The organism is Microvirga sp. VF16 (assembly GCF_016864375.1).
Lineage (GTDB): Bacteria > Pseudomonadota > Alphaproteobacteria > Rhizobiales > Beijerinckiaceae > Microvirga.
Genome location: NZ_CP069355.1, coordinates 1,246,009 through 1,268,174, shown reverse-complemented (window position 1 = coordinate 1,268,174; position 22,166 = coordinate 1,246,009). Strand labels below are relative to the sequence as shown.

Here is a 22,166-nt window from a genome sequence, read left to right as displayed (position 1 = left end):
GGGCAGAACGTGCGCCTTCAGACGGGCAAGGAGGAGATGGTGCAAGTCCATCGCAACGAGGGAGTGATCAGAACAAACAGATAGTGGCAGCTGTGGTCCACTCCTCGCGGATCTTGGCCTACCAATCAAATGCTTCACACAACCTCATGCTCCTTCCGTAGTCACCTCAGCGCCCTTCCCCACTGCGATGGAAGACCCGGAGACCTTCAGGACATCGCTTTCAGTGGGCGTGGCTCGGGCGCACAACCCGACGGTACCAACCAGACGAAGTCGATTGCGATGGGCACCACCTGGCATTCCAGTTCGAGGTAATCGGTCGGTTCCGGGAGAGTTGCCGGCGCGAGGGCAAGGCGGACGTGACACACCTGAAAGTTTTTCCCTGGAACAGCTCAAAAGTAGTTCTGGTCAAAGCGGTCTAATTCTTCCGAAGAATCGGAACTTAGAACAATAAAAATATATCACTCCCGTGTATTGTTGGGTTGATGGCGACGAATTTCTCATGATAGGTACCCCGATCTCAGACCCTCTGCGCGGTGGACGACAGAGTGAGCCATCCCTCAGCCAATCTCGACTTGTTCCTTCAAAATCGAGAAGCACTGGTCCATTACGCCGTGCGCATCACCGGTTGCCGGGCGCGGGCCGAGGACGTGGTGCAGGATGCCTATCTGCGGTTCGCGAACCTGTCTTCCGATCCCATTCGACAACCGCTTGCTTATCTGCGCCGCATCGTCCGCAACCTCGCGCTCGACGACCTGCGGCGCGGCGCGCTCGACGCCCGCGTGCTGGATGAATTCAACCGCATCGGGGTCGCGCCGCAGATGACTGCTGAACCTGAAGACATCGTGGTGCATCGCGACGAATTGCGTCAGGTCGCTGCGGCCTTGGCAGACTTGCCGGAGCGGACCTGCAAGGCATTCGAGATGTATCGCTTCGATGGCCTGACCCTGCAAGCCATCGCCGACGCGTTGGGCCTCTCCGTCGCCGGCGTACACCGGCTGGTGCGCGAGGCTCTGCTGCACTGCGCCCGCCGGCTTGATCGGCCCGTGGATTGACCTCGTCATAGCCCCTGAATAAAGCGGCTGTTCAGAACGTCTCTAGACAAGAAGACGTGAGTGGCGCATGTCTTGCGTCCGGACAGGAATGGCGCGGTATGGGCGAACAGGCACCCGGTGACGAGCGGCTGTTGGAAACGGCGTTCGACCTCATCATGGCCGTGCAGGCGGCGCCGGGCGATCAGGCGGTTACCGCTGTGCGCGACGCCTGGATCGCCGAGTGCCCTGCCCATGTCCAGGCCTACCGGCACGCGGAAAAGGTCTGGCGCCTCACCGGCGCGCTCGCGCCCCAAACGACCGAACCATCCGGGGGTCCGGAAAGCATTCCATCTCAATCCGCAATCCCGGCCGCGCCGAAGCCGGTCCTGACGCGCAAGCGAAAGATTCCTCTCCCGCGCTGAAAAAAGAGCGCGCCACGTTCGTCTTTCCACCGATGCCGGTGCGGTGAACCGCAAGGATCACAGTCGCCCGGCCTTGCGACGAAACGAGATGATGATGACGATGGCGTGGTGTGAACGGGGATCGAAACCTGCCGGACGGCAGCCTCCAGGCAAAGCCTGGCAAGCGTCGACCGCCCTCTTGGCGTTGACGGTTGCGCCGGCCTTGGCCCAGCAAATGCCCCCCGCCCGACGGGATCGCGGCGCGACGCGGCGGCCGGCTGCTGACGCGGAGAGACCGGCGGCCGTCGTGCGTCCCGAGACGCTGGAGGCGATCTCTGGCCCGCCGCTGGCGGGGCGGCCGCATCCCCAAGGCGGTTCGCCGATCGGAATGGCGCTGTGAAGCCGCGCGTCTCCCGACGCGGGCTGATCGGCGGGGCCCTCGCCGGCATCGTCGCGACCGGCCTGCGTGCGGCACCCGGCCAGCCGCGGGTGATCTCCCTCGACTGGGGCCTCGCCGAAACCTTGCTGGCGCTCGGCATCGCCCCGGTCGGCTTGCCCGAGGCCGCGCCCTATGCCGATTGGGTCGTCGAACCCGCCCTGCCGCCGGACATCACCGACATCGGCCTGCGGGTTGAGCCGAACTTCGAGCTGATGGCGGCGCTGCGCCCGGACCTGATCGTCGGCATTCCCGAGCACGAACTCCTGCGACCGCAGCTCGAACGCATCGCGCCCTTTCTCGCCGTGCCGATCTACGCTCCGGACGGCAGCCCCTATCACCGTTCGGAACAGGCGGCGCGGCTGATCGGAGAGTGGTCGGATCGCGCCACGGCAGCGGAACGCCTCATCGCGGAAACGCGCAGCCGGATCGCCGCCGTAGCCGCCGCGATCCGGATGCCGCAGCCGCCGCTCTACATCGCCAATTTCATCGATCGCCGCCATCTGCGCGTTTACGGCCGGCACGGCCTGTTCCAGGACGTGCTCGATCGTCTGGGGCTCCAAAATGCCTGGAGCGGCGGGACCAATGTCTGGGGGTTCGCCACGCTTGGCGTCGAGGCCTTGGCGGGGACGCTGCAGGCGCGGCTCTTCTATCTCGAACCGGTGCCGCAGGAGGCGCGCCGCACCATTGCCGAAGGGCCGCTGTGGCGGCATTTGCCGCTGGTCCGGCGTGGCGCCGCCGCCGTGCTGCCGCCGGTGCTGATGTTCGGCACCCTGCCGGCGGCGGCGCGCTTCGCCCGCGTGCTGGGGACGGCCCTCGCCGCAGCTGGATCGCGCGCATGAGTGTCAGCGACCGCCTGCGCTGTCATCCCGCCGTGCTGGTGCTGGCGCTTCTGGGCGCCGCCGCCACGGCGAGCCTGCTCGACCTGGCGCGGCTGCTGCCGGCTGCCTCCTGGTCGACAGCGCTGCTGTCGCCCGATCCGAACGACATGCGCCAGCTCGTCGTCTTCTACAGCCTGCTGCCACGCCTCGTCACGGCGCTCCTCGCCGGGGCCGCCCTGGCGCTCGCCGGCGTCCTGATGCAGCAGGTGCTGCGCAATCCGCTCGCCTCGCCGACCACCCTCGGCATCGAGGCCGGCGCCAGACTGGCGCTCGCCGCCGGAACCTTGTGGACGCCGGTCCTGGCGGCGGGATTCCCGATGCTGGTCGCCTTTGCAGGCGGGGCTGCCACGCTGGCAGGCGCCTGCCTGATCGCCTGGCGCAACGCCTTCGCGCCCACCACGCTGGTGCTCGCCGGGCTGGTGATCGGGCTCTATGCGGGCGCGCTCGGCGCCATCCTGGTGTTGTTCAACGAGCATTATCTCACCGGCCTGTTCATCTGGGGCGGCGGCTCGCTCAGCCTGCAGGACTGGTCCGCGCCGAACACCATCGGCCTTGCGCTGGTGTTCGGCTTCACAGCGGCCTTCATGATGATACGCCCCCTCACCCTGCTCGACCTCGATGGCGACATGGCGGCATCGCTCGGCGTCGCGTCCGGCCGCATCCGCATCGCCGGGCTGGCGCTGGCGGTGGCGTTGCCCGCGAGCGTGGTCGCCGAGGTCGGCGTAATCGGTTTCATCGGGCTCGTCGCGCCGACGCTCGCCCGGCTCGCCGGCGCGCGGCGGCTGCGCGACCGGCTGATCTGGGCGCCGCCGATCGGGGGCGGACTGCTCTGGCTGGCCGACGGTCTCGCCCGGCATGCCGTCGATTCCTCCGGCGAATTCGTGCCGACCGGCGCGGTCACGGCCCTGTTCGGCGCCCCGCTGCTGCTTTTCATGCTGCCGCGCCTGACCATGCTGCCGACGCCCCCGCGCAGGGAGGCGCCGGCCGTCACGCGCCGGCCCTGTCCCACCTGGCGCGTGCTGATGCTGCTGTGTCTCGGCCTGATGGCGACCATCGCCATCGCCCTGGTCGCGGCGCCAGGGCCGAGCGGCTGGACCATCAGCCTCGGCGAGGATCTCGCGCCAGTGCTGCCCTGGCGCGGACCGCGCCTCGCCGCGGCTCTGGTCGCCGGGGCGATGCTCGCGGTGGCCGGCGTGGTGTTGCAGCGCCTCACCGACAACGGCATGGCGAGCCCCGAGGTGCTCGGCACCAGCGCCGGCGCCATGCTGGGCGCGGCGGCACTCGCCGTCCTCGTCGCAGATGCCGGCCGCCCGGCACAACTCATGGCCTCCGGCGCCGGGGCGCTCCTGGCCACCCTCGCCGTGCTCAGCGTCGCCAGGCGCGGCGGATTCACGCCCGAGCGCATGGTGCTCGTTGGCATCGCGCTCGGATCGCTCTGCGATGCCCTGGTCTCGGCCCTGATCGCCAGCGGCGACCAGCGCGCGCAGATGCTGCTCGGCTGGATGACCGGCTCGACCTATCGCGTGACCACGGCCGAGGCGGCCGGCGCCGCGATCCTCGGCCTCGTCGGGACCGCTCTGAGCGGGCTGATGGCGCGGCCGCTCGACCTTCTGCCTCTCGGCGGTCCGGCCGCCCAGGCACTCGGCCTCGATCTGAGGCGTGCGCGACGCCACGTGCTTCTCGTCGCCGCGGGTCTGACGGCGGGCGCGGCGACCGTCGTCGGCCCGCTGAGCTTCGTCGGCCTCATCGCTCCGCATCTGGCCAAGATGCTCGGCCTGCGCCGCGCCCTGCCGCAGATCCTCGGCGCGGCCCTGCTCGGCGCCCTGCTCATGACCGCCGCCGACTGGCTCGGCCGCACCATGCTCTTGCCGCGGCAGGCGCCCGCCGGGCTGGTCGCCGCCCTCGTCGGCGGACCGGCCCTGATCATCCAGCTGGCAAGGCGGCGATAGAACCATGATTGAAGCGCTGCGCCCGGTCTTTCACGGCGTGTTCGCTCCGTTCGGCCACACGCTGACGCTCGATGCCGCCGGCCGCCGCGTCATTCCCGGTGCCGACTTGCTCGATCGCGCCCGTTTCGACGAGATCGTTGATGCCTTCGGCGCCCATCACTATCCGGGCGCCGACCGCCGGCCGCTGGTGTCGATGTGGTCGCAATGGTACCTCGGCGTCGTGCTGCCGCCGGTGATGCTGGCGAGCCTCATCGGTGATCACCGGCTGCCGCTGCGACTCGAGGAGACGGCGCTCGTGCTCAACGAGGATGCCCAGCCGGCTGCGCTGCTGCTGTCGCACGAAGGCGAAGTGTCATCGCCGGCCGACATGGTCGACCGCTTCGAGGGACTCGTGCGCCATCATCTCGCGCCGTTGTGCGAGGCGGTCGCGACGCATGGCGGCCTGTCGCCGCGGGTACCCTGAGGCAATGCCGGGCACCTGATCGAATGGATCGTCGGCGACATGATGCGCATCCCCGGCCTGCCGGACGGCCGGCGCGACCAGGGCTATGAGCTCTTGCGCTGCCGCCAATGGCCCGACGGCTGGCGCAACCGGCTCTATGATCCCGTGCGCTATGTCGGTGAGCCGGAGGCGGTCCAGCGGATGCGGCGGGTCTGCTGCCTGCGTCACCGGCTCCCCGGCGTCGCGGCCTGCTCCGGCTGCCCCAATGTCAAATGGGTCGAGCGGTGAGCGTTTGACCGCTCTCACGGAGCAGCGGGGAAACGGCCGGGGTCAAGCATCCTCTCGTCATCGGGGGAACGTGCGGGAGATCCCGCACGTGCGAGACAATCTTCAGCCGCGCGACGGCGCAGTTCGCCGACCATACGGGTCATCACAACGACCACCAGCACACTGGTGAGCCCGGAGGCCAGCACCTGACTGGCGAGCAGGCCGTCGAGGCCGAACCGGCGTGGCAGGATGAGAAGCGCCGGAATCAGGACCAGGCCCTGCGGGGCGAGGCTGAGAAAAGCCGCCAGCCGAGCCCGGCCGGTCGCTTGCAGCAGCGTCACCAGCACCATCTGCACACCGAACAAGGCGAAACCGATGGTGAAGGCCATCAGCGCCCGCGCCGCCACGCCGCGCACGCCGGCATCGGTGGTGAACAGCGCCACCACCTCGTGGCTGAAGGCGAGCATCAGTCCGGCAAAGCCGCCGGTGAACAGTGAGGCGAAGACCACGGTGAGTTGGATCGCCCGCAGCAAACGCGCATAGGCGCCTGCCCCCCAGCCGAAGCCGAAGATCGGCTGGGCACCGAGGCAGAAGCCAATCACCGGCAGCGATCCGCCGGTCAACAGTCGCAAGGCGATGCCGACGCCCGCCACCGCCGCGTCGCCGTGGGCGCCGGCAGCGCGATAGATCAGCGCGAAGGCGACCGCCGAGAGCACGCTCGCCAGGCTCGCCGGCAGGCCGACGGCCGCGATCTCGCGGAGCAGGGCCGGCACGGGTCGCAGCAGACGCAGGCCGATCCGCAGCGTGCCGCGGCGTTGGGCGAAATCCCAGCCATAGATGCCGAGTGCCACCGCCTGCCCGGCCAGCGTCGCGACGGCCGCGCCGGTCACGCCCCAGTCGAACAGGAAGATGAACACCGGATCGAGCGCGATATTCACCGCGAAGGAGATCAGCAGCACCAGCATGCTGAAGCGGGTACGACCTTCCGCGATGGCCACGAGATCGCAGAGGATGTGGCACATCATCGTCGTATAGCCGGCGATGATCAGCCCGCCATAGCCGCGCGCCAGGGGCAAGGTGCTGACACTGGCACCGAAGGCGGTCAGGAGCGGATCGAGCCCGGCCAGCAGCAGCACGGTGGCCGGCACGCCAAGGACCGCGGCCGTCAGGAAGCCCATGCCGGCGGCGCGGCTGGCCAGCGAGACCTTGCCGGCGCCGAGCGCGCGCGAGATGCAGGAGGCCGCGCCGATGCCGATGCCCTCGCCGATCGCCGCCAGCAGCACCACCAGCGGGAACACCACGCTCATCGCCGCCACCGCCGGCGGGCCCAACAGGCCGACGAAGGCGGCATTGGCGACGTGATGCAGGGCATTGATCGACAACCCGATCACCGACGGCAGCGCGAGCCGCAGGATCAGCCGCGGCAGGTCGGGATCGGCGAGATCGACGGCGGAGGCGGCCATGGGCTGATTGCTCTTTGAGTGTGACGCTAAGACGGCGGATTTTGGTCTGCGCCGCCGGGAGGCGCGATCCTCCCCTGCTCGTGAGGAGGCGACGGCGGCAGGTGCGGCGCGCCAAGGCCCTACGCCGCGCTCGACGATCCCTCGCGACAGGGCTGGGCCAGGTGAGCGAGCAGAGCGTCGGCGATCTCCGTGGCGCGCGCCGCGGCCACCGAGAGCAGCGTGTCGCTGAGCCCGTGGCTCGCTTCCGAGCAGCCCTGCAAAAAGATCGCCGGCCGCAAGCCCGCGGTGCCGAGCCGATAATTGCGGTCGACGCCGCCGCGGGCGAGATAGGATTCCAGGCCGTTCAACACGCTTGGCACCTCATCGCGGCGGTAGCCGGTGGCGAGGAAGACCACGTCATACCTGCGGCGCTCGACACTACCGCCGCGACGCTCAGCGAGATCGAGGACCAGGCCTGCGCCGTCGGACGAGGCCGCCGTGATTTCCCGGCTGCCGAGCAAGGCGATCGGGCCATGGCCGGCAACGCGCTGGCGGTAGAGCAGCGTATAGAGCCGTTGCAGGAGGTCGGAATCGACCACGGCATAATTGGTGTTGCGGAACGCGGCGATCAGCTCGCGTCGGTCCTCGCTCGCCTGGCTGAACATGAAGTCGGTAAAGGCGGTGTCGAAGATCTCGTTGACGAACGGGCTGTCGTCGGAGGGTTTGAGCGCAAGGCCACGATAGACGAGATCGATCGTGGCGCCAGGCACACGCCCATGCAGGTCGAGCATCACCTCGACCGCGCTCTGGCCGGCGCCGACCACGGCGAGACGCGGTCGCCCTTGCTGGAGGTCCAGTTGCTCCAGCGCCGGCAGATAACGGGACGAATGCACCAGCCGCTCATGCCGTCCGAGCGGCGTGAACACCTCCGGCACATGCGGCACGCCACCGACCGCGAGCACCAGGCTGTGGGCGAGGCGGGTCTGCTCGCGGCCCTGGGCATGGCGGCTGATCACGCGCAGCCGGGTCACATCGCGGCCGCGGCTTTCGGGTTCCACCGCCACGACCTCCTGGCCATAGCTGCACCGGTCGGCGAAGTGCGCGGCCGCCCAGCCGAGGTAGTCGTTGAACTCGATCCGGCTCGGAAAGAACGTCTTCTGGTTGATGAAGCTCTGCAGCCGGTTTTTGCGGTGGAGATAATTGACGAAGGTGAAGGGGCTCGTGGGATCGCGCAGCGAGACGAGGTCCTTGAGGAACGAAATCTGCATGTCGCTGTCGGGCAGCAACATGCCGGGATGCCAGGCGAAGCGCGGCTGCCGTTCGATGAAATGCACGTCCAGCCCTGGCCTGACCGAGCGCCGCGCCTCTTCGAGCGCGATGGCCAAGGCCAGGTTCGACGGCCCGAAGCCGATGCCGACCACATCGTGGGCCGGCTGGGATCGAAGGCTCTCCTCGCGGATGACAGCAGTCAGGGTCATGGCTCTCCACCTGGCTCAACGATGCGGGACGACGGGAAAGGGGCTCAGGCGGCGGCTTCGTCGGGAGCGGGGTTGATCAGACCGTCGCCGAAGAACCGCTCGCGCAGCAGCATCACCAGCGCGGCGCGCTTGTGGGGAAAGGTCACGGTCTTGAGATAGGCGAAGCCGGAGCGCTCCAGATTACGAAGCTGCTGCCGGTGATCGCACCGCGGTTCGCCGACGATGCGCTGGGTGCGGGCGTCGTCGAGGAACAGATAATGCATCAGCGACGGCAGCCAGGCGGTGAGCCAGCGCCGGCCGCGATAGGCCTCCTCCCCCACCAGCACATGCCAGCCGCGGTCATGGTCCTGCGCATCGTAATGTGGCCCGAGCCGGTTCTCCTTGGCCCAATAGATCTCGAAATAAGCGAAGGGCACACCGTCGAAGGCCCCGATCAGCGGGATCATATGCGGATCGGCGACAATGCCGCCGAGATAGCGATGATGCGCCTCCCGATCGCCCGCCTCGCCCCAGACCTGGGCGACGCGGGGATCGTTCATCCAGCGATGCAGGGCATCGAGATCGTCGTCGAGCGTCGCGACGCGCAACGAGAACTCCTGGTCCAGCCACGGGATATGGCGGGCGTAAACCGTCCCGGCCGGCTTCGGCGGTCGCAGGGGATGGCAGCGGTCGCCGGACAGCACCGGGATCTGCGGAAAGGCCGGTCGGGGTTCGATCAGCCAGCGTTCGGCCTGCTGCCAAAAGCCCTCGCGGCGCAGCATGGGGACACCGGTGTCGTCACGGACCACGATGCCCGCGCGCAGCAACTCCTCTGGCCAGCCCTCACCCGCCAAGGCAATGGAGGGGTGACGCGGATAGGCGACGAACAAGGCCTCTGCCGCGGCGCAGAGCGGCTCGAACAGCGCCTCGGATGACACCGCGCCCGGCCGCTCCAGGCGCAGGTTCGGCTCGACGGTCAGGCGAAAACTCAGCGTTGCGCCGGAGGCGCCAGGCACCGCCACGGTCACGCCCGCCACCGTGGCGCGCGGGCCGGAGCGCGACGTGAGTTCGCTGCGCTGTGTTGTTGGACGAGTTTTGACATGCATGTGCACGCGGACGCCTTTCGAAAAGGGGAGCGTGGCGATGTGCTGCTCGCAGCTCCTCGCCCCTTAAGACGACCGGAAGCGCCGCTGTTTTCGCATAAGCGATATGCAAGTTTTGCATCCCTCTTGAGCTGAAAGTCTCGTGCGGCCGCTCGTCCTCGCTGCGAACAGTCCTTGAACCCACCACGAAAGGTATCAGACATGGCTTTGGACGACGAAGGCGCGCTGTTCCGCGTGGTGATGAACCCGCGGGGCGAGCATGCGATCTGGCCGCGGGAGCGGGGCGTGCCCCCAGGCTGGCAGGACACGGGCTTCGAAGGGGACAAAGCGGCCTGCCTGGCCGAAGTGGCGCAACGCTGGCGCGACATGCGGCCCGTGCCCCTGCGCCAGGCGCTGCGGAGCCTCGCCCGATGACGCCGCGCGTGGCCGATCCCGCTGCCGTCGTTCTACCGGTGTCCGACGAACAGCGCCGCTTGTGGTTTCTGAACCAGCTCGGCGGCGCCGACAGCCTAAACCATCTCGGCCTCGGCCTTCAGCTGTCCGGCGCGCTCGACCTCGACGCTTTGGAGGCGGCGCTCGCCGCCGTGACGGCCCGGCACGAGGCATTGCGCACGCGCCTCGTGCGCCGTTCCTGGGGCGAGCTGGAGCCAGTGGTCGTGGATCAGGTGGTTGTCGCGCTCGGCATCGACGATCTGACGGGCCTGTCCCCCGAGGAGCAGGGCCAGCAGGTGGCGGCGATTTCGGCACAGGAGTTGCGGCAGGGCTTCGACCTCGACGCCGGCCCACTCTGTCGGGCCCGTCTGCTGCGCCGCGCGGCGGACGACCATATGCTGCTGCTGACCTGCCATCGGATCGCCAGCGATGACGCCTCCGGTGACATCCTGCTGCGCGATCTGATGGCCTGTTATGAGGCCGTGCGCGATGGCGGCGGCGGCGCGCAGTCGCAGGCTCGCCCCTTTGGCGCCTATCTCGGCGAAGCGACGGCGTGGTTCGCCTCGCCGGACGGTGAACGGCACCTCCAACACCTCCGACAGACGCTGGGCGACGCCTGCAACGGCCCGGACCTGCCCATAGACGGGCCGCGCCGCGCTCAGCGGGGCCATGACGGCGCGAGCCTCGATCTTGACCTCGAAGCGGCCGACGTCGTCGCCCTCACGGCGATGTCCCGTGCCCTCGGCGTCGAGGCCGACGATGTTGTTCTCGCAGTGTTGACGTTGCTGCTGCGCCGCTACGGCGCCCCATCCGCCTTTCAGGTTGGCCTTCTGGCGCCCAATCGGTGCAGGGCATGGCACGACATCGTCGGCCCGCTCGCCCACATCGTTCCCTTTGCCCTGCGGGTCGATGGCCGCGACAGCTTCGTGGCGCTCGTCCACGCCGTTCACCGTGCCCGCCGCGAGGGGGTGGCGCAGCCCGCGGCGTCGCTGGAGCAGATTGCGGCGGGCATGACGACTGTCGACACCGCCCGGCTCAGGCCGCAAGTGCTGTTTGAGCATCATGTCCAGGCGCCGTTGCCGCATCGGGCCGGCGGACTGACCGTCACGGCGATCGAGCGTTGCAGCGATCGTCTGCCGGCCGAGCTCTGCCTGACCGTGACCACGCGCCGCGACGGCGGCTTCGAGGCCAGGCTTCGCTATGCGCGCGATCTGTTCAGTGCCGGCCGCATTGCGCGGATGGCGCAGCATTTTCGTGTCCTCCTGCGCACGGCCTTGGCCGACCCGGACACGCGACTGGCCGCCTTCGCGCTGCTGTCGCCGGCGGACCTCGAGCCCCTGTCTGCCCCCTGGCCCGATGCCGAAGGCAACGATCCGCGCCTCGTGCATCAGCTCATCGCAGCCCAGGCGCGCGCCCGGCCCGATGCCGTGGCGGTGATCTGCGGTCACGAGGCCCTGAGCTTCGGCGCGCTCGATCGCGCCGCCAACCGGCTCGCCCATCGCCTGTTGCGGCGGGGCGCGCTGGCGGAGGTGCGGATCGGCATCGCCATGGTCCGGTCGCCCCGGGTGATTGTGGCCTTGCTGGCGGTGATGAAGGCCGGCGCCAGCTTCGTGCCCGTCGATCCGTCGCATCCAGCCGATCGCATTGCCTGGGTGCTCGGCAATGCGGGCGTCGTGCTCCTCCTGACCGACCACCGCTCGGCGGCCCAACTGCCGGAGTTGCCCGGCGTCGACATCTTCGATCTCGATGCTCTCGATCTGTCCGGCGAGCCCGACGCCGCACCCGATGTCCCGATCCATCCCGACCAGCGCGCCTATGTTATCTACACCTCAGGCTCGACCGGCCGGCCCAAGGGTGTCGAGGTGGCGCATGGGCCGCTCAGCATGCATTGCCAGGCGACCGGCCTGCTCTACGAAATGGGCCCGGATTCGCGCGAGTTGCATGTGCTGTCGTTCGGATTCGACGGCGGCCAGGAGCGCTGGATGACGCCGCTCGCCTTCGGCGGCAGTATCGTCATGCGCGACGCCGATCTGTGGAGTGTGGAAGAAACCCACGCCGCGATGCTGCGCCACGGCGTGACCCATGCCGGCTTCCCGCCGAGCTATCTGTTGCAGCTCGCCGAATATGCGGAGCGTGCCGGCGCCCCGCCGACGCTCGACCTCTGCTCCTTCGGCGGCGAGGCCATGCCGAGGGAGACGTTCGAGCTGGTCAAGCGCAGCCTGCGGCCGCGGCTGCTGATCAACGGCTATGGCCCGACCGAAACCGTGATCTCGCCCATGGTCTGGAAGGCGGACCAAACGACGTCCTTTGAGACCGCTTATGCGCCGATCGGCCGGGCGGTCGGCGCACGGCGGGCCTACGTGCTCGACGACGACCTCCATCCGGTGCCGATCGGCGTGATCGGCGAACTTTATCTCGGCGGCGAGGGTCTGGGGCGGGGCTATCTCGGTCATCCGCAAGCGACGGCGGAACGATTCCTGCCCGATCCGTTCTTCGGCGAGGGCGCCCGCATGTACCGCACCGGCGACCTCGCCCGCTGGCGTCCCGACGGCATCGTCGAGTATCTCGGCCGGCGTGATCATCAGGTGAAGCTGCGCGGCTTTCGCATCGAACCCGGGGAGATCGAGGCCCGGCTCATGGCCCATGCCAGCGTCGGTGAGGCGGTGGTGCTGCTGCGCCAGGACGAGGGTGGCCCCCGGCTTGTCGGCTACGTCGCGCCAGCGCCGGGCGCCACGATCGATCCCACGGCGCTCCGCCGCGGGCTCGCCGCGGTGCTGCCCGACTACATGGTGCCGGCCGTCATCGTGGCGCTCGACCGCTTCCCCACCACGTCCAACGGCAAGATCGACCGCGCCGCCCTGCCGGCACCGTCCTTGGCGGCCGAGGACCTGAAACCGCCACGCAGCGCCCTCGAACGCGACCTGGCGGAGATCTGGCAGGAGGTGCTGAAGCAGCCGGTCATCGGCATCGATCAGAATTTCTTCGAGATCGGCGGCGATTCCCTCAAAGCCTTGCGGGTGGTGAGCGCACTCGGCCGCCGCCGGCCCGAGCTCAAGGTCGCCATCGCCGATCTCTTCAATCATCCCCGCATCGAAGACCTGGCCGCGGTGCTCGGACAGGCCCGGGACCAGACGCATCACATCGTGCATCTGCGCCAGACCGGCGACCAGCCGACGCTCTATTGCTTCCCCGGCCTGCTCGTCAGCACGCGCGAGTATCAGCGACTCGTCGACCATCTCGGCCCGCGGCAGCCGGCCGTGGGCTTCATCTGCCATTCGCTGACCGATGGCACCGATGCTTCGCCGGGTGTCGAGGACCTAGCGGCCCGCTATGCCGACGAGATCAGGCAGCGCAGCCGGGGTCAATCGTGCGTGCTGGTCGGCTGGTCCTGGGGCGGCATTCTGGCGTTCGAGGCGGCGCGCCTGCTGCGCGGCAGCGTCGATGTCCGCTTCGTCGGCATGCTCGACGTCTGTGCTCTCGACGCCGCCTTCGCGCCGGATTCGGTGATGACGCTGGCCGACGCCGACCGCCGCGCGCTGCTGGTGCGGCTGGCGAACTGGTTGCCGCGCAGCACGATGCAGGCGGAATGGCAGCGGCTCATCGCGCGCATGGACCACGACAGCCACACCCGCTTCCTCTGCTACATCCGCGACGCCAAGGAAGACCTGCCCCTGGACGGCCCCGATCCCGGCAGTCGTGAGCATCTGTTCTGGGTGCTGATGGAGAATGCGCTGGTCTTCCGGCGCTATCGCATGACCCCGCTCGACGTTCCGGTTCAGGCCTGGGTGGCGGAGGATTCCCTGCGCAAGGGGCTGAATGTCATCGATTGGCGCCGCTATTCGCAGCGGGTCGAGCGGGTCGAGATCGTGCCAGGCACGACCCATCTCGACATCATCGGCGCCCGTGCCTTCCATGACAGTTTTCGCGACAGCCTTGCGATGCATGCTGATCGACGTGACGTGGGATGAGGGTGTCCGTCACGGTGGCGGTCGGCGCGCTGGATCTCGATGGCGCCTGCGACGACCTCCGTCGGAGGAGGCGTGCAGAACCGGCCTGTGTCGCGGTCTTCGTCGCGCATCAGCACGTGCTCGGCGCCTATCCGGACATCGAGTCGCTGCTGTCGCACGACGAGCGTCGATCCATCGCCCGGCAACAGCGCGAAACCGACCGCCGCGTTCGCGCGGCCGCGCATGGCTTGAAGCGGCTGCTGGTGGCGCGGTTGCTCGATGTCCATGCGGCCGCCCTTCGGTTTGGGCGCGAGCCGACCGGACGGCCGCTGGTGCTCGAGGCGGATAGTATCGACATCAGCCTCGCCCATGACGACGATTGGGTGGCCCTCGCCATCGGTCTGAATGCCCGCGTCGGCGTCGACGTAGAGCGCGACGATCCGGCGATCGACTGGGACCTGCTGGCTGCCGAGTTCCTTGCGCCCGAGGAGCGGCAGCGCATGGCAGGGCTCGGGCCGCACGACCGCCGCCAGTTCGTGCTGGAGCGCTGGTGTCAGCTTGAAGCCTACGCCAAGATGACGGGCAAGGGTCTTTCGCAGAGTGTCGTGACCTCGGATTTCGCCCCGCGCGCACAATCGACACGTTTGATTGGCGATGGCCGATGGGGCGCCTGCGCCTGGTGGGACCCATCGTCTTGGGCGTTATGCGGATAGTCTTCAACAGACGACGGTCGAGTTGCACTTCATGACAGAACTGGACGATTTGGACGGCCATTCGGGCGCTTCACGTGACACTGAGGAGGTTGTCGGTTCCACCTGACGTGCAAACCGTTACGAGAAGGCAACCTCCTTGTCAGCGGTTGGCCGCCACGCCTCGACAGCCTCATCGGTGGTCAAGGAAGGGCAGACGGTCAGCACGGATTACCGGAACTATATCTGAGGGCGTGCTCCCTGCTCCGGCGATGGGTCGAATCGCTAGATCTAGCGGCGCAGGGTCTTTTGGTGCGCGAGAAGCAAGTCACCCGCCTCACGGTGGCCCGATCGAAAATCCTGGTCTGCCCGCCATCGATTTCACCCCCCCGCCGCTCCACGAAATCCGGCTTTCTCGCGGATGATTGCTGGACAAGCCTCGCCGGGTTTCCTATCACGGGTGGGCTACGGTTCTGCATTCGCAGATGAAAAGGGAACGCGGTGAGGCCTTCAGGCCAATTCCGCGACTGCCCTCGCAACTGTAAGCGGCAAGCCTCGCGTCAAGGCCACTGATCCCCAGCGGATCGGGAAGGAGACGGGAAGGCGTCCGAGCCGCAAGTCAGGAGACCTGCCGTGGCGAGACCAACCAGCACCGGACGAGGGGTTCCGGCAGGGGAACGATGATGACGCCAGCGACCGTGTCGCACGCCATATCGATGAGGGACGGTTCTTCGGCCCCGCTTTGTCCTGCCTTTCATCCCGGCATCGCCGTGTCACCTGAAAGGACAGGACATGAAGCTCGCCCTGATCGCATCCATCCTCGCCACCCTTCCCGTCGCCGCATTAGCCGCGCCGACCAGCTACCCGCTGACGCTTGAGAACTGCGGCGCCAAGGTCAGCATCGAGAAAGCCCCGCAAAGAGCAGTTGGGCTCGGGCAGAACAGCACCGAGATCATGCTGATGCTGGGCCTTGCCGACCGCATGGCCGGCAGCGCGATCTGGGTCTCGCCCGTGCTGCCCGCGCTTACGGCGGACAACGCAAAGGTGCAGCGGATCGCCAACAATGCGCCGAACTTCGAGGCCGTGGTCGCGCGCCAGCCCGACTTCATCGCCGCCCAGTTCCTGACCTCGGTCGGCCCGCAAGGACGCGTCGGAACGCGCCAGCAGTTCCTCGACCTCGGCGTGCCGAGCTACATCTCGCCGACCGATTGTGCTGTCACCGACAACACGCGCTCGGACGGCACCCGCAAGCAGATGCTGACCATGGATCTGCTCTACCAGGAGATCGACGAACTCTCGCGCATCTTCGACGTGGCCGACCGCGGGCAGGCTCTCATCGCGCAGCTCAAGGAGCGTGAGGGAGCCGTCGGGAAGCGGGTGGCCGACAAGGCCAGGGACGTCAGCCTCGTCTACTGGTTCTCGTCGCCCGATGTCGCCGGCGATGCCTGGGTGGCCGGGAAGAACGGCGCCTCCGGCTACATCACCAAGGTGATCGGCGCGCGCAACATCATCGATTCCGAGAAGGAATGGCCGCTGGTCGGCTGGGAGACGATCGCCTCGGCCAATCCGACCGTGATCGTGATCGGCACCATGGACCGCCGCACGCAAGGCGCGGACGACCCTCTTGTGAAGAAGAGGTTTCTCACCACCGATCCGGTCGTCAGTAAGCTCGACGCCGTCGAGAAGGGCCGCATCGTCGAGATGGATGCGCAGGCCATGAACCCGACGATCCGCACGATTACGGGGCTTGAGACGGTTGCGAGTGCCCTGGAGCAGTTCGGGCTCCTCAAGTGAGGCGCTTCCGCCCCAGGACATGGGTGGTCGGCATCGCAAGCGTCGGCGCGGTGCTGGCGGCCCTTCTCGTTGCGATCGCCGCGGGCGTATCGATCGGCGAGATGACGATCCCGATGGACACCATCTTTGCGGCCGTGACCAATCGCCTGGGCCTGACCAGCACTGCGCTGCCGCGCATCCAGGAAGCGGTCATCTGGGACTATCGCCTGTCGCGATCCCTGGTGGCGGCCTTCTGCGGTGCAGGGCTGGCGCTGTCCGGCGCGATCCTGCAATCGCTGCTGCGCAACCCGCTGGCCGAACCCTACGTGCTCGGCATCTCGGCGGGCGCCTCGACGGGGGCGGTGAGCGTCATGCTGCTCGGGCTTGGTGCGGGTACCGTCTCGCTGTCCATGGGCGCCTTCGCCGGGGCGCTGGCAGCCTTCGCCTTCGTCGTCTTCCTGTCCAGCGGCCGCCAGACCGCGGACCGGACGATCCTGGCGGGCGTGGCAGCGTCCCAGCTCTTCAATGCACTCACCTCGTACATCGTCTCGACGTCGGCCAATGCCGAACAGGCGCGCAGCGTGATGTTCTGGATGCTCGGCAGCTTCGCCGGCGTCCGCTGGCCGGAGGTGACACTCTCGGCCTGCGTGGTGGCCATCGGCCTTGCCGTCTGCATCTGGCATGCGCGCGCGCTCGATGCCTTCACCTTCGGCGAGGATGCCGCCCGGTCGCTGGGCATCGCGGTGCGACGGGTGCGCCTCGTGCTGCTGCTGTTCACGGCCCTGATGACGGCGACCATGGTCAGCATGGTGGGCGCGATCGGCTTCGTCGGCCTCGTCATCCCGCATGCCGCCCGCTTCGTCGTTGGCCCCGGGCACATCCGGCTGCTGCCGGCCTGCGCGCTCGTCGGGGCCCTGTTCATGGTGCTGGCCGACATCGTCTCGCGCATCATCATTGCGCCGCAGGTGCTGCCGATCGGCGTCGTGACGGCGCTCGTCGGGGTGCCGTTCTTCTCCGTCATCCTGTATCGCCTGAGGAGGGCTGCATGATCCTCGGAGCCAATGCCGTCCGCTGGCTGGCCGGACGGAAGGTGATCGTCGACGATGTCACCGTATCCGTCGAGCCGGGTCATACCCTTGGGCTCATCGGCCCGAACGGCTCCGGGAAGTCGTCCTTGATCCGGCTCCTGGCCGGTCTGAGGGCGCCTGCCGCGGGCGAGGTCGTCCTCGAGGGCAGGTCGATCGCGGGCTTCGGTCGACGAGAGTTGGCCCGCCGGGTGGCCGTGGTCGAGCAGCATTCGACGACCGAGGCCAACGTCAGCGTCATGGACGTCGTACGTCTCGGGCGCACGCCGCACCGCTCCGCGCTGTCGCCATGGACGGACGAGGACGACCGGATCGTCACAGAGGCGCTGGCGCATGTCGGCCTCGAGGATCGGCGCGAGCAGGCATGGCATACGCTGTCCGGCGGTGAGCGCCAGCGCGTGCAGCTCGCCAGGGCACTGGCCCAATCGCCTTCCATCCTCATCCTCGATGAGCCGACCAATCACCTCGACATCCAGCACCAGATCGAACTGCTGCGGCTGGTCGCCGATCTGCCGCTGACGACGATCGTGGCGATCCACGATCTCAACCTGGCCGCTCGCTTCTGCGATGCCATCGCCGTCCTGGCCGAGGGGCATCTCGTTGCATCCGGCACGCCGGCAGAGATCCTGACGGAGGATCTGATCGCCACCGTCTTCGGTGTCCGCGCCCATCTGTCGACGTCGGAGCATCACGGCCGACCCCACATCCAGTTCGTCATGTAGGAATCGAGCCCATGCAGAACTGGTCGGTGAAGGACGACATCCGCGAGTACTGGACCATCCGGGCCGAGACCTACGATCTCAGTCCCGGGCATGGGATCGCGAAGCTCGAGGAGATGGATGCCTGGAAGCGGCTGATCATCGCGCACCTCGGGGATGGGGACGGGCGCAAAGCGCTCGATCTCGCCTGCGGTACCGGAGTCATGACCATGCTGATGCATGAACTTGGCTTCAATATCACCGGATTGGACTTTACCGAGGCGATGATGGCCAGGGCGCGGCGCAAGGCTCAAGCTGCGAAAGCCCAAATCACGTTCCTGACCTGCGATACCGCCGTCGCGCTTCGGACGGAACAGCCCGCGAGCCGTTGGCGACGACGACATCGCCGCGCTCGAGCCACGCGTTGATGGCCGAGGGGAGACCGTAGGACAGGCCATGGGCCTGCCAATGCAGCGCGAAGGCCCCTTCGCGAACCCGCCGCTGGAACGCGTCACAGTCGAGCGGTTCATGGTCCTCGCCGGCGCCACTTGGCCCGACGACCAGGATCAGTCGTCCCCGCGGCGCCATCATGGGCCGCCGAGCGCCGCTGCGGCCACCGCGCCGCTGTGGAAGGCGAACTGCGAGCGGACCATGAAATCGGCCTGATCGTGCTCCTGCACGAATAGGGGCAGGGTATCGATGCGGTAAGCCTCGGACAGATACGGTTGGAAGACGGTTTCCAGACGCTGTCTGATCCCGGCGTGGTCGTCTGCGGGCACGCGGTCGGTCAGCGTCAGATGAAACCGGAAGCGATCGCGCACATAAGGGTAGCCCCATTGCACGAGATGGGCGGTCTCGGTCTCATCGAGCGGAGTTCGCAGCCGCCGTTGCAGTTCCGATGCATTCATCGGTGCCCGGAAACCGTCGAACTCTTCCACGATCTGCGCCGCCAAACCCCGCAAGGACGGGGTCGAACTGGCGGGAACGAGCGCGAAGAAGCCGCCGAGCCGATCGATCCTCAAAGGCCCGACCGGGCACGGCGGCCGTGACGCCGCAAACTGGCCGAGCGCCCGTTCCAGATCCGCGACCGAGGCGCCGCCGCGCAACCGGAAGGGCGCCTTGAGCGTGGCGTGGAAACCGTAGCGGCGCGGCTCGGACGTGAATGCGAGGGCGGCCATCCCGCTCCCGGCACTAGGCGCGAAGGCATCGCGGCCGAGCCATGAACTCGCCGTCGCGGTCAGCGGATGGTCCCGAGCCGGTGTGTAGTAAATGGCATAGCGAGAGCTGCAAGGTTCGGGCATCAGGCGCCCGCCTCCGCCTCCGCCATCGCGACCGCCGGCACAGCCCTGGGGACCGCTTGAATGCCGATCTCAAAAAGCCGGTCAGCGACGGCCTCGCGCACCTCCGCGTCGTGGAAGATGCCGACGACGGCGGTCCCGCGCGCCTTGGCCTCGGTGATCAGGGCCACCACGGTCTGCCGGTTGGCGGCGTCGAGCGAGGCGGTCGGCTCGTCGAGCAGGAGCACCGGATAGTCGACGATGAAGCCGCGGGCGATGTTGACACGCTGCTGCTCACCGCCCGAGAAGGTGGCGGGCGCCAACGACCAGAGACGCTCAGGGATGCGCAGCCGCGTGAGCAGGGTTCGGGCGCGCGCCTTCGCCTCCTCGGCCGGCATGCCGTTGGCAATGGCTGGCTCGGCGACGACGTCGAGGGCGGCGACGCGCGGGATGACACGCAGGAACTGGCTGACATAGCCGATCGTGCGGCGGCGGATCTCCACCACCTCCCAGGGCTCGGCGGCCAAGAGGTCGACGGTCTCGCCCCGATGCTCGATCAGGATCTGGCCGGCATCCGGCTTGTAGTTGGCATACAGCGAGCGCAGCAGCGTCGACTTGCCGGCCCCGGACGGGCCGTGCAGGCAGACGCACTCGCCGCTTGCCACCGAAAGACTGATGTTCTTGAACACCGGAAGGACAACACCTCCCTGAGTGTGCAGTACGAAACTCTTCGAGAGATCACGAGCGTTGAGACGGATGGACATCAGGGCACTCCGGACTCTACGCTCGAGGAAGAGAGGAAACGAGCAATTGGGTATAGGGGTGATGCGGATCGTCGAGCACTTGATCCGTCAGGCCCTCTTCAATGATGGCACCGCCCTGCATGACAAGCAGGCGATCCGCTAACAACCGGACCATTGGCAGGTCGTGGGTAACGATGATCGCGGCAAGCCGCAGTTCCCGAACCAGTGCCCGGAGTAAATCCACGATGCGAGCTTGGACTGAGATATCGAGACCACCCGTCGGTTCATCCATGAAGACCAGCCTTGGACGGGTTACCAGATTTCGGGCAATCTGCAGGCGCTGCTGCATCCCGCCCGAGAACGTCTTTGGGGTGTCGTCAATCCGAGCGAGATCAATCTCCACTTTTTCGAGCCACTCGTAGGCTTGTTGCCGGATCTTGCCATAATGTCGAAGACCAAGGCTCATCTGGCGTTCGCCGATGTTCCCACCGGCACTGACGTCCATGCGCACCCCGTCACGCGGATTTTGATGAATGATACCCCATTCCGTCAGCGCAAGTCGCTCCCGCTCGACCTCCGACAGATCGAAGATGTTTGTGGGCCCAGCGCTGTCCATGTCATAAACCACCGAACCGCAGTCCGCTGGAGCACGCCCGGAGATGCAGGAGAGCAGGGTCGACTTGCCGGACCCGCTCTCTCCGACGATCCCAACCACCTCGCCAGGATGCACGACAAATGAGATATCTCGACAGCCGAGGCCGTTTGGATAAAGCCTCGTGACGCGGTTCACCTGCAAGAGGGGGCGGTGCCCCGGTGGGGCATCGCCGATCGGCGTCAGATCGCGATTTTCGGCTGCTACTCGCAATTCTTGTTCCTCTGTTCGGGCGGCGCAAGGCCAAACTACGCTTCGGTGATCGCTAGAGAACCCGCCGCCCTTGCCGCCAGACGGAGCTAACGACGGGTGCGCCATCAAAGGTCGACACCCGGACGATATCGGCACGTTTGCCTGCCGATAGTGCACCCCGGTCTTCAAGCCCAAACGCTTTTGCCGGATTGGCGGAAACGAGCGCAACCGCTTCCGGCAAGGACGGGCCGCCGTCATTCCCGGCGATGCGGAATACGGCTTGAAGCAAGCTGGCCGGGACGTAGTCGGAGCAAAGAATGGAGGCGATTCGACGCCTGACGAGATCTTCTGCAGACACGCCGCCAAAATGCGAGCCGCCATTCACGACGTTGGAGGCGCCAGCGATCACCGTCATGCCAGCCGCCTGTGCGGCGTTAGCCGCTTCGTCGGTAATGGCGAACTCAAGAAGCGATAGTCCCAGTTCGACCGCCTCCCTGATATGTTCGACAGAAGAGTCATCGTGATTGGCGACCACAATGCCGCGCTCTCTGGCTAATTCGACGATCCATGGCCGGACCCGCGCAGCCGTGGCGGGATCGTTAGCATGACTTGTCCGGAGACGGTTTTCGATCTCTTCGGCGTCAGTCACCCCGCGTTCTCGCTGCACGCGGCGGTAATAGTCGTCCGACCGGCGCGGCGCGCTGTCGTCCATGAGCGTCATGAAGCGAAGCGAAGGGTTATCAATGAATCTTTCGAGATCCTGTTCGAGATCGGGATCAAAGAGATCGCACCGAAGATGAAGAAAATGCTCCGCCTTCAGCAGGCCAGCGGCGCCGGTCGCGTGCAGTCCCTGGATGAGATCCGGAAGGATGCGCTTGCGAAACGGCTTGCCGGCAGCCCCGACACACAGCGAATCAAAGACGGTCGTCACGCCGGCCGAGATGATCGCCGCATCGTAGTTCAGGATCGCAGACGTCGTGGGCCAGAAGACGCGTGGCCGCGGGACAGCATGCTTCTCGATATGATCCGTATGAACGTCGATCAGTCCGGGAAGCAGATAGTCGCCATTGCAGTCGATGGCCGCAGAGGAAGCTGAACTCCCTGGTCCGACCGACACGATGGTTTCTCCGTCGACGCGAAGCGTGCCATGGACGATGTCGGTCTGGGTGACGATGCGGGCATTCGTGAATTCGAGATAAGCGTCCTGATCGGCGATCGGCATTGGAAGCGACATCTGTATGGCTCTTGGTTGCTGTGGTTCGAATGGTT

19 protein-coding genes, 1 pseudogene and 1 riboswitch are annotated in these 22,166 nt (G+C 67.3%); of the genes and pseudogenes, 13 read left to right on the top strand and 7 right to left on the bottom strand.

Features of this window, described 5'->3' with window-relative positions; translation table 11 throughout:
- Positions 1 to 545: 545 nt before the first annotated feature.
- The 6 genes and pseudogenes from JO965_RS31525 to JO965_RS48360 all read left to right on the top strand — a co-directional run bounded on the left by JO965_RS31525 (position 546) and on the right by JO965_RS48360 (position 5,428).
- Entirely contained in the window at positions 546 to 1,052 is a 507-nt protein-coding gene (locus JO965_RS31525; protein ID WP_203444819.1) for a sigma-70 family RNA polymerase sigma factor, read from the top strand.
- Positions 1,053 to 1,108: 56 nt separating this feature from the next.
- Positions 1,109 to 1,453 (top strand): hypothetical protein, encoded by a 345-nt coding sequence (locus tag JO965_RS31520; RefSeq protein WP_203444818.1) that lies wholly within the window; start codon positions 1,109 to 1,111, stop codon positions 1,451 to 1,453.
- Positions 1,454 to 1,828: 375 nt separating this feature from the next.
- Positions 1,829 to 2,710 carry an ABC transporter substrate-binding protein gene (locus tag JO965_RS31515; RefSeq protein ID WP_203444817.1) on the top strand — a complete coding sequence of 294 codons (882 nt, stop codon included), beginning with the start codon at positions 1,829 to 1,831 and terminating at the stop codon, positions 2,708 to 2,710.
- A complete protein-coding gene (gene fhuB, locus JO965_RS31510) occupies positions 2,707 to 4,698 on the top strand; it encodes a Fe(3+)-hydroxamate ABC transporter permease FhuB (protein WP_203444816.1) in 1,992 nt (663 codons plus the stop codon). Before JO965_RS31515 ends, fhuB begins: the two co-directional genes overlap by 4 nt.
- Before the next feature lie 4 nt (positions 4,699 to 4,702).
- A pseudogene (gene fhuF, locus JO965_RS48365) lies at positions 4,703 to 5,344 on the top strand (siderophore-iron reductase FhuF); the annotation flags it as partial.
- On the top strand, positions 5,342 to 5,428 hold the full coding sequence (locus tag JO965_RS48360) for a (2Fe-2S)-binding protein (protein ID WP_246777072.1): 87 nt from the start codon (positions 5,342 to 5,344) through the stop codon (positions 5,426 to 5,428). The pseudogene fhuF and the gene JO965_RS48360, both read left to right, overlap by 3 nt.
- Positions 5,429 to 5,442: 14 nt before the next feature.
- Here the strand turns inward: JO965_RS48360 and JO965_RS31495 are convergent, their stop codons facing one another.
- The 3 genes from JO965_RS31495 to JO965_RS31485 form a co-directional block, all read right to left on the bottom strand.
- Positions 5,443 to 6,870, bottom strand: a complete 1,428-nt coding sequence (locus JO965_RS31495; RefSeq protein WP_203444813.1) for an MATE family efflux transporter — start codon at positions 6,868 to 6,870, stop codon at positions 5,443 to 5,445.
- A gap of 119 nt (positions 6,871 to 6,989) precedes the next feature.
- A complete protein-coding gene (locus JO965_RS31490) occupies positions 6,990 to 8,327 on the bottom strand; it encodes a lysine N(6)-hydroxylase/L-ornithine N(5)-oxygenase family protein (RefSeq protein ID WP_203444812.1) in 1,338 nt (445 codons plus the stop codon).
- Between the two features lie 44 nt (positions 8,328 to 8,371).
- Positions 8,372 to 9,412, bottom strand: a complete 1,041-nt coding sequence (locus tag JO965_RS31485) for a GNAT family N-acetyltransferase (protein WP_203444811.1) — start codon at positions 9,410 to 9,412, stop codon at positions 8,372 to 8,374.
- Between the two features lie 171 nt (positions 9,413 to 9,583).
- On the opposite strand from JO965_RS31485, the gene JO965_RS31480 reads away from it, so the two are divergent.
- The 7 genes from JO965_RS31480 to JO965_RS31450 all read left to right on the top strand — a co-directional run bounded on the left by JO965_RS31480 (position 9,584) and on the right by JO965_RS31450 (position 18,461).
- Entirely contained in the window at positions 9,584 to 9,823 is a 240-nt protein-coding gene (locus JO965_RS31480) for an MbtH family NRPS accessory protein (protein ID WP_246776975.1), read from the top strand.
- The gene (locus JO965_RS31475) at positions 9,820 to 13,809 is read left to right on the top strand and encodes a non-ribosomal peptide synthetase (RefSeq protein WP_203444810.1); all 3,990 of its coding nucleotides are present in this window, start codon (positions 9,820 to 9,822) and stop codon (positions 13,807 to 13,809) included. Before JO965_RS31480 ends, JO965_RS31475 begins: the two co-directional genes overlap by 4 nt.
- Positions 13,806 to 14,501: a 4'-phosphopantetheinyl transferase superfamily protein gene (locus JO965_RS31470; protein WP_203444809.1), complete on the top strand. Its 696-nt coding sequence runs from the start codon at positions 13,806 to 13,808 to the stop codon at positions 14,499 to 14,501. The genes JO965_RS31475 and JO965_RS31470 overlap by 4 nt, the downstream gene beginning before the upstream one ends.
- 427 nt (positions 14,502 to 14,928) lie before the next feature.
- Positions 14,929 to 15,128: riboswitch (cobalamin riboswitch) on the top strand.
- A gap of 141 nt (positions 15,129 to 15,269) precedes the next feature.
- On the top strand, positions 15,270 to 16,271 hold the full coding sequence (locus JO965_RS31465) for an ABC transporter substrate-binding protein (RefSeq protein WP_203444808.1): 1,002 nt from the start codon (positions 15,270 to 15,272) through the stop codon (positions 16,269 to 16,271).
- Positions 16,272 to 16,372: 101 nt separating this feature from the next.
- Positions 16,373 to 17,299 carry a FecCD family ABC transporter permease gene (locus JO965_RS31460; RefSeq protein ID WP_371826963.1) on the top strand — a complete coding sequence of 309 codons (927 nt, stop codon included), beginning with the start codon at positions 16,373 to 16,375 and terminating at the stop codon, positions 17,297 to 17,299.
- Complete coding sequence (locus tag JO965_RS31455; protein WP_203444806.1) at positions 17,296 to 18,057, top strand: ABC transporter ATP-binding protein; 762 nt, start codon at positions 17,296 to 17,298, stop codon at positions 18,055 to 18,057. The genes JO965_RS31460 and JO965_RS31455 overlap by 4 nt, the downstream gene beginning before the upstream one ends.
- An 11-nt stretch (positions 18,058 to 18,068) precedes the next feature.
- Positions 18,069 to 18,461 (top strand): methyltransferase domain-containing protein, encoded by a 393-nt coding sequence (locus tag JO965_RS31450; protein WP_203444805.1) that lies wholly within the window; start codon positions 18,069 to 18,071, stop codon positions 18,459 to 18,461.
- A 159-nt stretch (positions 18,462 to 18,620) separates the two neighbouring features.
- On the opposite strand, the gene JO965_RS31445 is transcribed toward JO965_RS31450, so the two are convergent.
- From JO965_RS31445 to JO965_RS31430, 4 genes are read right to left on the bottom strand one after another with little or no spacing between them, the layout of a single operon-like run.
- Entirely contained in the window at positions 18,621 to 19,334 is a 714-nt protein-coding gene (locus tag JO965_RS31445; RefSeq protein WP_203444804.1) for a DUF1045 domain-containing protein, read from the bottom strand.
- Complete coding sequence (phnL, locus tag JO965_RS31440; protein ID WP_203444803.1) at positions 19,334 to 20,074, bottom strand: phosphonate C-P lyase system protein PhnL; 741 nt, start codon at positions 20,072 to 20,074, stop codon at positions 19,334 to 19,336. The genes JO965_RS31445 and phnL overlap by 1 nt, the downstream gene beginning before the upstream one ends.
- Before the next feature lie 16 nt (positions 20,075 to 20,090).
- The gene (phnK, locus tag JO965_RS31435; RefSeq protein ID WP_203444802.1) at positions 20,091 to 21,023 is read right to left on the bottom strand and encodes a phosphonate C-P lyase system protein PhnK; all 933 of its coding nucleotides are present in this window, start codon (positions 21,021 to 21,023) and stop codon (positions 20,091 to 20,093) included.
- On the bottom strand, positions 20,971 to 22,131 hold the full coding sequence (locus tag JO965_RS31430; RefSeq protein ID WP_203444801.1) for an alpha-D-ribose 1-methylphosphonate 5-triphosphate diphosphatase: 1,161 nt from the start codon (positions 22,129 to 22,131) through the stop codon (positions 20,971 to 20,973). Before JO965_RS31430 ends, phnK begins: the two co-directional genes overlap by 53 nt.
- Positions 22,132 to 22,166: the final 35 nt, after the last annotated feature.